The following is a 12,219-nucleotide window of genomic DNA, read 5'->3' as shown; positions in this document are numbered from 1 at the left end:
GCGGCATGGCTGCCCGGCCGGTTCGCGTGGCCTGTTGCTTCCGGCCTATTGCTTGGCCGGATTGCCGGCGGTGTTCTTGACCACCTGGCCGAACTGGTTCACCTGCGCTTCATAGGTGCGGCGCGTCGCCGGGTCGAAGATCGCAATCGGCGCGCTGATGGCAACGCTGGCGGCGCTGCCCACCGTCTGGCCGACGCCCATGGCCACGGTGCCGATGCGATCGCCGAGGCTCATGTCGGAATCGGTCACCGTCTGGCCGGCCACCAGGCGGGTGCCGATGAGCCGCACCACTTCCGGCGATTCGGCAAAGCGACCGTGATTGAGCATATCGCCGGTGCGCAGCGCGGTGAGATCCACCACCGTGATGCCGGCTTTCTCAAGCTCGGCGTAATATTGGCTGGGATCGATCTGGCCCAGGCGGTCGACACTGCCGGCGATGCGCCGCGACACCTGCAGGGCGCGGTCGTCGCGCGAGGTGAAGACGGTGAAGCGCGCCGTCGGGTGGTTGAGCGCCCGCCACTGCGAGGCGAACACATCCACATCGACATCCGGCGAGGCGAGGATGACGTCGGTGATCTTCGGCGGCAGCCGGCCGCGGCGGATCGACATCTGCCGCAAGCCTTCCATGGCGAGCCAGGCTCCCATGGAGTGCGCCATGATGGTGACGTCCTTCACCTCCGGGTCGGTGGCGATTTCCCACACCGTCTCTTCGAAGGCGTCGCGCGAATAGATGGTGCTTTCGCGGTCGAACAGATAGTCGAACACCCGGGCGCGCGAGGGCCAGGTGAACAAGACCGGCGTCGCATCGGCCTTGGAATCGTGGGAGATCTGCGCGAAGCGGTAGACCGCGTCTTCGAAGCGGTTGTTGAAGCCATGCACGAAAATCAGCACCCGGCGGCTGGGCGAGAGGTGTTCGTGCAGCCAGCGGCGCGACGATTTCAGTCCGTCGAGCGGCCGGGCCTCGAGGGTGGCGAAATCGGTCTGCGGGTTCGGCGGCAGCCGGCGCGGCCACTGCACCTCGCCGACCTGGCGGTTCTGGTCCGGCGGGATCGATACCACGAAAGAGGTCAGCGCCACCTGCCGGCCGCGCTCGCCGGTGAACATGATGCCCGGATCGTCCGAGGGCGCGCGGGTGGTGGCGACCAGCATGTCGACCTTGGTGGCGTCCGGTGCGGTCTCGACGACCGGCGCCAGCACGCCGACCGGACGGTTGGCGCAGCCTGCCAATAGGATACCGGCGCAGGCGGCGAAGAGAAGCCGGACCGCCATTCCTGCCATATGTCGCGTGGTCCTGGGCTCTCCGACCCGCATACTCTCACGCCACCCCGTTCGCCGACGGACAATCGGCTTGTACGCCACCTCGCGAGCGTCATCGATATCGAAACGGGCAGGGTCGCTCAAGCGTTGGAGGTATTAATTAACCTCCTACGGGATGGAATCCTGCCGATAGTTGCATCGCGGCACCAAGGCCGAGGAGCAGCAGCAGGAGCAGCGCGCCGGCGACCGGCCAGCTGCGCAGCGTTTCGTCCATACGGTCCGCGGCATCGGCAAGCCGGCGGATGGCCGGCACCAGCCGCGCGGCAAGGACGATCAGATCGCCCTCTGGAATAGAGGGCATCCGGAGCGCCGAGCGCCGCAGGGCGAGCGCGAGTGCGGCGCCGAGCAACATTGGCCAGCTCGCCTTCCACAGCGCTTCCGGCGCGAAGACGGCAGCGTAGGGAGTGCCAGTCGACGGCAACAGCAGGCAGGCGACGAGGAAGGAGGCGGCGGCCGTGGCAAGGAAAGGCAGCAGCAGGCCTGCGGGCGGTCTCACCTCGATATCGGACGCCGAAAGTCGGGAAAGGCGGCGCAGGAAATGCAGCATCAGCAAGGTGCTGCCCGTCGCCGAGAGCGTAGCCGCAAGCGCGGCGATGCCGTTGCCGAACAGGTCCTTCACCGCATATTTGGCCAGCGCGCCGGAGGTGAACGGCAAGCCCGCCAGCGCCAGCGCCAGCGCCGCCATGACGACGAATACCGGGCGGGCGGACGGTCCGCCGGCGGCGGCGATCACCCCGACGCCGAGAAACAGCGCGCCCTTCACCAGCATGTGGTGCAGGGCGTAGAAGGCGACGAGAACCGGTGTCGCGTTGCTGTCGGAGACGAGGCCGGCGCCGGCGATCGCGGCGACCACGCCCATCTGGCTTACCGTCGAATAGGCGAGCACCACTTTCGGGTGCGGCTGGGTCAGGCCGATCGCGACGGCATAGAAGGCGGTGAACAGGCCGAGGATGATCAGCGCCTCGCCCCAGCCTCCCAGCGGAGCGCCAAAGGGCAGGAAGCGGATGAGCCCGATGACGCCGGCCTTGACGACGATGCCCGAGAGCACGGCGGAGGCCGGCATCGGCGCGACCGGGTGGGCGAGCGGCATCCAGACATGCAGCGGCACCAGCCCCATCTTCAGCCCGAAGCCGAGTACCAGTAAGGCAAGAATGGTATCGCGGAACGGCGAGGTGGCAACGCCGGCCACCGCTTGGGCGATGGACGGGTTGCCGCCGCCGGGAACGCCGATGGCCATCATGACGAAGGCGAGCAGCAGGAACGCCTCGCCCAGCAGCGCCAGCGCCATGTAGACCAAGCTGGCGCGCTGCGCCGTCGGCGTCGCCTCATGGGCGACGAGGCCGTAGGCAGCGAGGCTGGCGACGGTAAAGAACAGGTAGAAGCTCGTCATATCGGCGACGAGGCACAGCCCGAGGCTGCCCGCCATGGTGAGCAGCCACCACACCGCGAAGGCCGTGCGCCGTGGCGATGTCGCCAGATAGCTGGCCGCATAGGCGCCGGCGGCACACCACAGCAGCGCGCTGGCGCCGAGCAGCATCGCGCCGGGGGTGTCGAGCGCGAGGGTGAGGCGCAAGGGATCGGGCGTCAGCACCAGCGAGCCGCCGGGAGCGAGGATGGCGGCTGCCAGAGCCGGCAGCGGCGCGACCGGCAGGAGCGCGAGCAGGCGGCCGCGCATCGCCGGCCATAGTGCCGCGGCGGCGAGGGCGAGGGGCAGGGCGAAGCTGGCCGCTATGAGAAGGCGGGTCATGGCAGCGCCTCCATCGCCTCGAGCGGTCGTCCGATCGCCAGCAGCGCAAAGGGGCGCAGTGGCACGAAACCGAGCGCCAGCGCGCAGAGCGCCAGCGCCAGCACCGCTCCCTGCCTGTAGAGCGCGACCGGGGCGACCGCCGGCGTGCCTTCGGCCAGCGCGCTGCCAAGGGCGCGGAACACATAGAAGGCGGCAAGGATGCCGCCGGCGAGGACGACGATGGCGATCCACCAAGCGCCGGCCTCGACGGCAGCGGTCAGCAGCAGCAGCTTGGCGATGAAGCCGCCGCTCGGCGGCAGGCCCATCAGCGACAGGCCGGCGATGGCGAAGGCGACCAGCGTCATAGGCTGGCGGCGGGCGAGGCCAGCGAGCTCGCTCACCCGGTCATGGCCGAGGGCTTCGTAGATCAGGCCTGCGGCGAGGAACATCGCCGCCTTGGCGATGCCGTGCGAGACCAGTTGCAGGATCCCGCCGGTCCAGCCGATATCCAGCCAGGGAGCCGGTCCGGGCATCAGCGGAAACATGAGGAACAGGTAGCCGATCTGCGCCAGGGTCGAATAGGCGATCATCAGCTTAAGTCGTTGCTGGCGCAGCGCTAAAATGCTGAACAGCAAGATCGCCACACTGCCGAGCCCGGCCAGGATCTGCGGCGGCGCGGTGGCGGCGGACAATGGCAGCAGGTCGACCCACAGCCGCAGGATGATCAGGAACGGCGCCTTCACCACCAGTGCCGAGAGCACCGCGCTCGCCGGGGCCGGAGCGCTGGCATGGGCGGGCGGCAGCCAGAGATGCAGCGGGAACAGGGCCGCCTTGGCCATCAGGCCCACGGTCATCAGCGCCAGGGCGGCGAGGGTTACCGGGTCGGCCTGGGCGATCTCGCGCAGACCGGCGAGATCGAGCACCGCGTAGCGGCCATAGATCATGCCGACGCCGAGCAGATAAAGCACCGAGCCGGCGAGGGCGAACAGCAGGTAGCGCAGCGCCGCGGTGAGCGCGTCGCGGCTGCCGTCGAGGGCGACCAGCGCCACGGCGCTGAAGCTAAGCATCTCCAGCGCCACGAAAAAATTGAAAAGGTCCTGGGCGATGAAGGCGAGGTTGAGCGCCGACCACAGCGCCAGCAGCAAGGCCCAGAAGCCGGAGCGGCCGCGCCCGCCCGCACCATCAGCCGGCGCCCAGGCGCAGATGGAGACGCCGACCATGACCAGCGCCGTCAGCGCCAGCAGAACCGCGCCGACGCCATCGGCGCGCAGGGTCAGGCCGAGCGGCGGCAGCCAGCCGCCGAGCGCGTAGACCAGCGAGGCTTCATGGCTAATGACCTCGTAAGCAATTGATATCGAAAGATATAATCCAATCGCGATAAAGGGCGCGGCGACCCATTCCGGCCGCAGCCGGCCCTCCAGGAGCAGCAGGGCGCACAGGCCGATGACCGGCGCGAGCACCGCCCAGACCGGCAGCAGGCTGACCGTCATGGCTGCTCTCCCGGCTCCGACAGCCGCGCCAGCAATGTCGCGGCCAGCGCGGTGGCCGCGAAAGCGACGACAATCCCAGTAATCACAATGGCTTGCGGAACAGGGTCGCCGGGGAGGCCTGCCGCGGCCGCCCGGCGCGCCACCACGCCGAAAATGAGGAAGACGCCGGCGCCGACGAGGTTGAAGGCGAGCAGCTTGCGCAGTGCGGTGGGGTGGACGATCAGGCCGAAAAGGCCGATCCCGACCAGCAGCGCGCCGGTGAGGCCGAGGATGGTGGCGCTCATCGCCCGGCCTCCGGCTCGGGCGGGCCGGCGACCAGCATGACCAGCGCCACGACGACCGAGGCGGCGAGTGCCAGCTCGACCACGACGATCATCGGCTTGGCCACCGGCTCGGGCCAGGCGAGGAAGCTGCCGGTGGCGGCGAGGCCGATCGCCCCGGCGGCGATGAAGGCGAGCGGGCCGACGGCGAGGGCGATGCCGGTCCACCCGCCGCCGGTGCGCGGCGCCGGTGCCAGCCCGGCCATGATGGCGAGCAGCCACAGGGCGGCGACGAGGGTGCTCGCCTGGAACTTGCCGCCCGGGGCATCGGCGCCGACCCAGAACAGGTAGACGGCAAAGACCAGGCCGGCGGGGACGAGCAGGCGGGCGAGGAACACCAAGGCGGGGGACGGCTCGGCCGCCGGCCAGGGCACCGGCCGGCCGGCCCAGCCGCGCTCCGCCCCCATCACCCGGATGCCGACCACGGCGATCAGCAGCACCGCGATCTCCAGCAGGGTGTCGAGGGCGCGATAGGCGATGAGCACCGCCGTGATCGGGTTGCTGATGCCGAGGGTCGGCAGCGGCTCCACCGTCGCCGCCGCCAGGCTCGGCGCCGGGTCGGGCAGGGCGAGCAGCAGGGCGCCGAGGACAAGGGTGACCAGCACGGCCAGCAGGCCGGCGACGATCCGCAGTTGCGGTCCCGCCGGCTGGCCCAGCGACACCGTGCGGCGCATGCGGGCGTTGAGCCGCAGCAGCAACAGCCCGGTGGCGCCGCCACCGATGGCGGCCTCGGTGAGGGCGACGTCGATGGCCTCCAGCTCTACCCAGGCGAGGGCGAGGAAGAGGCCGAAGGCGAAGAAGCCGAACAGGGCGGCGCGGGTCGAGGCGGCCAGCACGATGAACAGCGCGCCGAGAACCAGCGGGAAGGCGAGGGCGAGCGCCAGCAGCTCATTCATCGGCTGCCTCCCGCCCGAGGTGGAAGCGCGCCAGCATCTGACCGGCGGCGGTGCTGCCGATGATCACCAGCAGCCAGACCAGCAGCAGCTTCAGCGCCATCCAGATGCTGCCCGCCTGCGGCACCAGGCCGAGCGCGATCAGGCCGAGGCCGAGCGAATCCGCCTTGGTAAGCGCGTGCAGGCGCGACAGCGGATCGGGAAAGCGCAGCAGGCCGACGGTGCCGGCGAGGAAGAACGCCGCGCCGGCCGGCACCAGGACGAGGGTGAGGAGATCGGCGATCATCACTTCCCCATCGGTTCGCGGGGCAGGACCGGCCGGGCCGGCGGCGCGTCCGCCGCATCGATGCGGGCGGGCCGGCCGGAACGGCTCATCACGGCGGTGCCGAGCGCCGCCAGCACGGCGAGGGTGAGGGCGACATCGACCAGCGCCGGGCTGGCCTGCGTCACCGACAACAGCAGGCAGACGCCGGCGCCGGCGGTGCCGGCGAGCTGCACCGCCATCATGCGGTCGACCGGGCTCGGGCCGCGCAGCAGCCGGAGAAGGCCGAGCCCGGCGGTGGCGGCGACGAAGGCGGCCATGGCGGTGAGAAAGCCGGTCATGCCGCGTTCTCCATGGCGCGAAAGGCCGGCGCTTCGTCGTCCACGCGCGAGGGTGCGCGATGAGAGGGCGGGAGCGTGTGGGCCGCGAGGTCGGCCCCGACGCGGAGCCAGCCGCCGCGCGGGTTCGAGCCGGAGAGGCGGCGGAACCCTGCCCCGCGCGCGGGGCGCGATGGGTGGGCCGCTTCCCCCGGAGCCCCGAACACCGCCGACACGCGCGTGGCGGACGAGGACGCCCGGCGGATGGCGGGCCATGGGTGCCGCGCCGCGCCGGGGCTGGGAAGCTGGCGGCGGCGGGGAGGGGGTTGGCGAGGAGGGGGGCTGCGGCGCAGGCGGGAAGCCGGGCGGACGGATGTCCCACCCTCGATGCGTGAGCCGATGACCGGAGAGACGGCAGGCCGGCTCATGCGGCGTCCTCCGAGCCGAGAGCGCGGCGGAAACGCGCCTCGTCCTCGGCGAGGGCGGCGACGACGGGGGCGTGGATGTCGAGGCAGTGCACCAGCCAGCCGTCCTCGTCCTCGGCCTCGAAGGCGAGAGCACCGGGCGGCAATCCCATCAGCGCGCGCAGCGCGTCGCGGGCCGGGCCGGGCGGGGTGCGCGGATGGTAGCGCAGGATGCCGGGGGAAAGCGGAAGCGCGGGCGTGAAGGCGCGGCGCGCCACATCGACGCCGCCGGCCACCATGGAGACGGCGAGCCGGCCGAGGAAGCGAATCAGCGCCGCCGGGGCCGGCCGCAGCGGGCGCGGCGGCAGCAGGGCCAGGCTGACCGGCGCGGCGACGGCGGCGGCGAGGATGCCGGGCAGCACCATGGCGAGGCTGCCATCGGTCAGCACCAGCCAGAACAGCAGGAAGCCGGCGCCCCGCGCCACGAAGGGAAGGGCGGCAATCCGGCTGCCGGGCCGCATGGCAGGCCTGCGATTCGTCACCACCCACCGCTCCACGGGCGGTGCGGACCGGCCGCGTCGCGGCGTATAAGAGGAGCGGCCGGTCTGGAGACCGGCACCGCGACGCAGGCCCGCAGGCGGTTGCGCATAATGCTTCCCTCAGCCGCGCATGATCGTCACACCATCATGATGCCATCGATGTTGCAACTGCGAACGATACCGGACCCGGGTGGCGACCACGACAAAGTGTGGTGTGTCTTTACCGTGGGGTTTATCCGAGGATATGCCGTAATGGCAAAAGCGTGCACCATCGCACCGGCGGCGGTATCCGAAAGGACCGGCGCCGAAACCAGCCGAGCCTCGTCCAAGCGAGAACGCAAGCGAGAATGATCGTCATGTTGAAGCGCACTGCCGTTAGAAGGTCCTGGCCCGGCTTGAGCCTCGCGCTCGGGGCGGCGCTGCTGACAGCGGCCTGCTCGCAGGAGGAGGCGACCGCGCCGCCGCAGGTGCGGCCGGTACGGGTGATCACGGTGGTGGAGGCGCCGGCGCGCGAGTCGGTGTCGATCACCGGCACCATCCAGGCCGAGGACGAGGCGGCGCTGGCCTTCCGGACCGGCGGGCGGATGATCGAGCGGCTGGTCAATGTCGGCGACCAGGTGAAGGCCGGCCAGGTGGTGGCCCGGCTCGACCCGCAGAACGCGCTCAACACCCTGCGCTCGGCGCAGGCCGGCGTGACGGCGGCGGAGGGGCGGCTGGTGCAGGCCTCCAACCATTTCGACCGGCAGGAGCGGCTGCTGCAGAACGGCTTCACCACCCGGGCGCTCTATGACGAGGCGCGGCAGGGCCGGCTGGCGGCGCAGGCGCAGGTCGACGACGCGCAGGCGCAGCTGAAGATCGCCGAGGACAATGTCGGCTACACCGAATTGAAGGCCGACGCCCCCGGCGTGGTGACGGCGCGCGGCGCCGAGCCCGGCGAGGTGGTGCAGGCCGGGCAGCTGATCGTGCAGCTGGCGCGGCAGGGCGGGCGCGACGCGGTGTTCGACGCCTCGGCGCAGCTGATGCGGCAGGTGCCGGCCGATCCGCTGATCACCGTCTCGCTCACCGACAATCCGGCGGTGACCGCGGTCGGTCGGGTGCGCGAGGTGGCGCCGCAGGCCGACCCGATCACCCGCACCTTCCGGGTGCGGGTGGGGCTCGACAACCCGCCCGAGGCGATGCGGCTCGGCTCCACCGTGACCGGCCGCGTCGACATCGAGAGCGGCGCCGGGATGGAGGTGCCGGCCTCGGCGCTGACCGCCGCCAACGGCCAGCCGGCGGTGTGGGTGGTCGATCCCTCCACCGCCACGGTGGCGCTGCGCAATGTCGAGGTGGCGCGGTTCAACCCGGCGACGGTGGCGATCGCCTCCGGCCTCGCGGTGGGCGACGTGGTGGTCACCGCCGGCGTGCAGGCGCTGCATCCGGGCCAGAAGGTGCGGCTGCTGGGCGCCGCGCCGGCGGTCACCTCGGGGGCGTCGGGTTCGTGATGCGGTTCAACCTGTCGGAATGGGCGATCCGCGAGCGTTCGCTGGTCATCTTCTTCATGCTGGTGGTGGTGGTCGCCGGCATCGGTTCGTATTTCCGGCTCGGGCGGGCCGAGGACCCTTCCTTCGTCATCAAGACCATGGTGGTGCAGGCGGCGTGGCCCGGCGCCTCGACGCAGGACATGCTGCAGCAGGTGACCGAGCGGCTGGAGCGCACCCTGCAGGAGACGCCGCATCTCGACCGCCTGCGTTCCTATACCCGGCCGGGCGTGACGACGATCTTCGTCGACCTCGACGGCGCCACCACGGCGGCGCAGGTGCCGGACGTGTGGTACCACGTGCGCAAGAGCGTCGCCGACATGCGCCACACCCTGCCGCAGGGCGTGGTGGGGCCGGGCTTCAATGACGAATTCGGCGACACGTTCGGGCTGATCTACGGCTTCACCGCCGACGGCTTCACCCATCGCGAACTGCGCGACTATGTCGAGCAGGTGCGCTCGCGGCTGCTGCAGGTGCCCGACGTCTCCAAGATCGAGATCCTCGGCGCCCAGGACGAGCGCATCTTCGTCGAGTTCTCGATGGAGGAACTCGCCAGCCTCGGCATCAACCGGCAGGCGCTGGTGGCGGCGCTGCGCAGCCAGAACGTGGTGCAGCCCTCCGGCACCATCCAGACCGGCGACGAGACGCTGGCCTTGCAGGTGTCGGGCGCCTTCGACAGCGAACGCGACATCGCCAACATCAACTTCGCCGTCGATGGGCGGATGCTGCGGCTCGCCGACATCGCCACGGTGCGGCGCGGCTATGCCGATCCGCCGCAGCCGATGTTCCGCGTCAATGGCGAGCCGGCGATCGGCCTCGCCATCGCCATGCGCGACGGCGGCGACATCCTGCAGCTCGGCGCCAACATCAAGACGGTGATCACCGAAGTCACTGGCGACCTGCCGGTGGGAATCAACGTTGCCCTGGTCGCCGACCAGGCGGTGACGGTGGAGCATGCCATCGGCGAGTTCATGGAATCGCTGTGGCAGGCGATCGCCATCATCCTGGTGGTCAGCTTCATCTCGCTCGGCGTGCGGCCGGGCCTGGTGGTGGCGCTGTCGATCCCGCTGACGCTGGCGGCGGTGTTCTGCGTCATGGACCTCGCCGGCATCGACATGCAGCGCATCTCGCTCGGCGCGCTGATCATCGCGCTCGCCCTCATGGTCGACGACGCGATGACCACCACCGACGCCACCATCAACCGGCTGGCGCTCGGCGAGAAGCCGGAAGTGGCGGCGACCTATGCCTTCAAGACCTACGCCTTCGCCATGCTGGCCGGCACGCTGGTGACCATTGCCGGCTTCGTGCCGATCGGCTTCGCCGCCTCCTCGGCCGGCGAATACACCTTCTCGCTGTTCGCGGTGGTGAGCATCGCGCTGCTGGTGTCCTGGCTGGTGGCGGTGCTGTTCGCGCCGCTGATCGGCATGGCGCTGCTGAAGCCGCCGAAGACCCCCTGCACCGGCGAGCCGGGGCGGGTGATGCGGATCTATCGCGGCTTCCTGTCGGCGGCGCTCGCCGCGCGCTGGGTGACCATCGCGGTGACGGTGGCGCTGTTCATCGGCGCGGTGCTGCTGCTGCCGCTGATCCCAAGCCAGTTCTTCCCCTCTTCCGACCGGCCGGAGCTGCTGGTCGACCTGACCTTGCAGCAGAACGCCTCCATCCATGCCACCGAGACCGCCATGGAGCGGCTCGACGCGGCGCTGAAGACCGATCCCGACGTCGAGCGCTGGAGCGGCTATGTCGGCCAGGGCGCCATCCGCTTCTACCTGCCGCTCAACGCGCAGCTGCCGAACGACTTCTTCGGCCAGGCGGTGGTGGTGGCCAAGGACACGCCGGCACGCATCCGCCTGCAGGCGCGGCTGGAGAAGCTGCTGGCGGAAGAGTTCCCCGGCGTGGTGGCGCGGGTGTCGCCGCTGGAGCTCGGCCCGCCGGTCGGCTGGCCGGTGCAGTACCGGGTGCTCGGCCCCGATCTGGCGCAGGTGCGCGACATCGCCCTCAAGCTGGCGCAGGTGGTCGCCTCCAACCCGCAGGCGACACAGGTCAATTTTGACTGGATCGAGCCGGCGCGCGAGGTGCGGATCAAGGTCGACCAGGACGAGGCGCGCCGGCTCGGGCTCTCCTCCGAGACCATCGCCAGCGTGCTGAACACGGTGATCTCCGGCGCGCCGGTGACGCAGGTGCGCGACGACATCTATCTCGTCAATGTGGTGCTGCGCGCCACCGACGAGCAGCGCTTGTCGCTCGACAGCCTGCGCACGCTGCAAATGCCGATCCCCGGCGGGCGCACCGTGCCGCTGTCGCAGTTCGCCACCTTCGACTATGCCCAGTCCTACCCGCTGGTGTGGCGCCGCGACCGGGTGCCGAGCCTCACCGTGCAGGCCGACGTGACGCCGGGCACGCTGCCCGACGAGGTGGTGAGCGCGCTCGCCCCCAAGATCGCGGCGCTGAACGCCGACCTGCCGCGCGGCTATCGCATCGAGACCGGCGGCACGGTGGAGGAGAGCGCCGAGTCGCAGGCCTCGGTGGTGGCGGTGGTGCCGCTGATGCTGTTCATCATGCTCACCGTGCTGATGTTCCAGCTCCGGCGCTTCTCGCTGACCTTCATCGTGGTCTCGGTGGCGCCGCTGGGGCTGATCGGCGTGGTGGCGGCGCTGCTGCTGTCGAACCGGCCGCTCGGCTTCGTCGCCATTCTCGGCGTGCTCGCCTTGCTCGGCATGATCATCAAGAACGCGGTGATCCTGATCGGCCAGATCGAGGCCGAGCGGGCGGCGGGGAAGAAGGTGCGCGAGGCGGTGCTCGATGCCTCATCCGCCCGCTTCCGGCCGATCATGCTCACCGCGGTCTCCACCGTGCTCGGCATGATCCCGATCGCGCCGACGGTGTTCTGGGGGCCGATGGCGTTCGCCATCATGGGCGGGCTCCTGGTCGCCACCGTGCTGACGCTGATCTTCCTGCCGGCGCTCTATGTGGCGACGATGCGGGAGACGCCCGCCTCGGCCTAGCCGGCGGCAGGGCCTTCGCGTGACGGTGGCGGTGGCGGCCGCCGGGCGGGGCGCGGGAAGGCCGGCGAACAATGCCGGCGGGAGGCCCGCTCTGGGGCTCCGGTCGGCGAATGGGTGCTGCCCCTATTGTTGGCGAAATCCGCCGGCGGTATGAAGGTGTTGCTGATTCACCCTGGGGGAGCCTCATATGGTTCGCGTTGTTGCCATTTCTCTTGTCGCGCTTTCGCTCGCCGCCTGCACCACCACCGAGAAGCGCGCCGGTACCGGCGCCCTGATCGGCGGCGGCGCCGGCGCCATCATCGGCGGCATTGCCGGCGGCGGCACCGGTGCTGCGGTGGGCGCGGCGGTTGGCGCCGGCACCGGCGCGGTGATCGGCGCGGCGACCGCGAACTGATCGACCCCGGATAATTCAACGGCCGCGCATCGCGA

Annotated in this window: 11 protein-coding genes; 3 read left to right on the top strand and 8 right to left on the bottom strand. The window is 70.7% G+C overall.

Going from position 1 to position 12,219, the window contains the following annotated elements; translation table 11 throughout:
• Window positions 1–45: 45 nt before the first annotated feature.
• From KHC24_RS12270 to KHC24_RS12235, 8 genes are all read right to left on the bottom strand, one after another.
• Entirely contained in the window at window positions 46–1,278 is a 1,233-nt protein-coding gene (locus KHC24_RS12270) for an alpha/beta hydrolase (RefSeq protein ID WP_213363559.1), read from the bottom strand.
• Between the two features lie 139 nt (window positions 1,279–1,417).
• Window positions 1,418–3,064, bottom strand: a complete 1,647-nt coding sequence (locus tag KHC24_RS12265) for a complex I subunit 5 family protein (RefSeq protein ID WP_213363558.1) — start codon at window positions 3,062–3,064, stop codon at window positions 1,418–1,420.
• Entirely contained in the window at window positions 3,061–4,533 is a 1,473-nt protein-coding gene (locus KHC24_RS12260) for a complex I subunit 5 family protein (RefSeq protein ID WP_213363557.1), read from the bottom strand. The genes KHC24_RS12265 and KHC24_RS12260 overlap by 4 nt, the downstream gene beginning before the upstream one ends.
• Window positions 4,530–4,817 (bottom strand): NADH-quinone oxidoreductase subunit K, encoded by a 288-nt coding sequence (locus KHC24_RS12255; RefSeq protein ID WP_213363556.1) that lies wholly within the window; start codon window positions 4,815–4,817, stop codon window positions 4,530–4,532. Before KHC24_RS12255 ends, KHC24_RS12260 begins: the two co-directional genes overlap by 4 nt.
• The gene (locus KHC24_RS12250; protein WP_213363555.1) at window positions 4,814–5,749 is read right to left on the bottom strand and encodes a hydrogenase subunit MbhD domain-containing protein; all 936 of its coding nucleotides are present in this window, start codon (window positions 5,747–5,749) and stop codon (window positions 4,814–4,816) included. Before KHC24_RS12250 ends, KHC24_RS12255 begins: the two co-directional genes overlap by 4 nt.
• Window positions 5,742–6,032, bottom strand: a complete 291-nt coding sequence (locus tag KHC24_RS12245; RefSeq protein WP_213363554.1) for a cation:proton antiporter — start codon at window positions 6,030–6,032, stop codon at window positions 5,742–5,744. The genes KHC24_RS12250 and KHC24_RS12245 overlap by 8 nt, the downstream gene beginning before the upstream one ends.
• On the bottom strand, window positions 6,032–6,349 hold the full coding sequence (locus tag KHC24_RS12240; protein ID WP_213363553.1) for a monovalent cation/H+ antiporter complex subunit F: 318 nt from the start codon (window positions 6,347–6,349) through the stop codon (window positions 6,032–6,034). Before KHC24_RS12240 ends, KHC24_RS12245 begins: the two co-directional genes overlap by 1 nt.
• Before the next feature lie 400 nt (window positions 6,350–6,749).
• Entirely contained in the window at window positions 6,750–7,271 is a 522-nt protein-coding gene (locus tag KHC24_RS12235) for a Na+/H+ antiporter subunit E (protein ID WP_213363552.1), read from the bottom strand.
• A 353-nt stretch (window positions 7,272–7,624) separates the two neighbouring features.
• On the opposite strand from KHC24_RS12235, the gene KHC24_RS12230 reads away from it, so the two are divergent.
• From KHC24_RS12230 to KHC24_RS12220, 3 genes are all read left to right on the top strand, one after another.
• The gene (locus KHC24_RS12230; RefSeq protein ID WP_213363551.1) at window positions 7,625–8,752 is read left to right on the top strand and encodes an efflux RND transporter periplasmic adaptor subunit; all 1,128 of its coding nucleotides are present in this window, start codon (window positions 7,625–7,627) and stop codon (window positions 8,750–8,752) included.
• The gene (locus tag KHC24_RS12225; RefSeq protein WP_213363895.1) at window positions 8,752–11,790 is read left to right on the top strand and encodes an efflux RND transporter permease subunit; all 3,039 of its coding nucleotides are present in this window, start codon (window positions 8,752–8,754) and stop codon (window positions 11,788–11,790) included. The genes KHC24_RS12230 and KHC24_RS12225 overlap by 1 nt, the downstream gene beginning before the upstream one ends.
• Before the next feature lie 187 nt (window positions 11,791–11,977).
• Complete coding sequence (locus KHC24_RS12220; RefSeq protein WP_213363550.1) at window positions 11,978–12,184, top strand: glycine zipper domain-containing protein; 207 nt, start codon at window positions 11,978–11,980, stop codon at window positions 12,182–12,184.
• Window positions 12,185–12,219 lie beyond the last annotated feature (35 nt).

This window comes from Ancylobacter defluvii (assembly GCF_018390605.1).
GTDB lineage: Bacteria > Pseudomonadota > Alphaproteobacteria > Rhizobiales > Xanthobacteraceae > Ancylobacter > Ancylobacter defluvii.
This window is presented reverse-complemented; position numbering and strand designations above follow the sequence as displayed.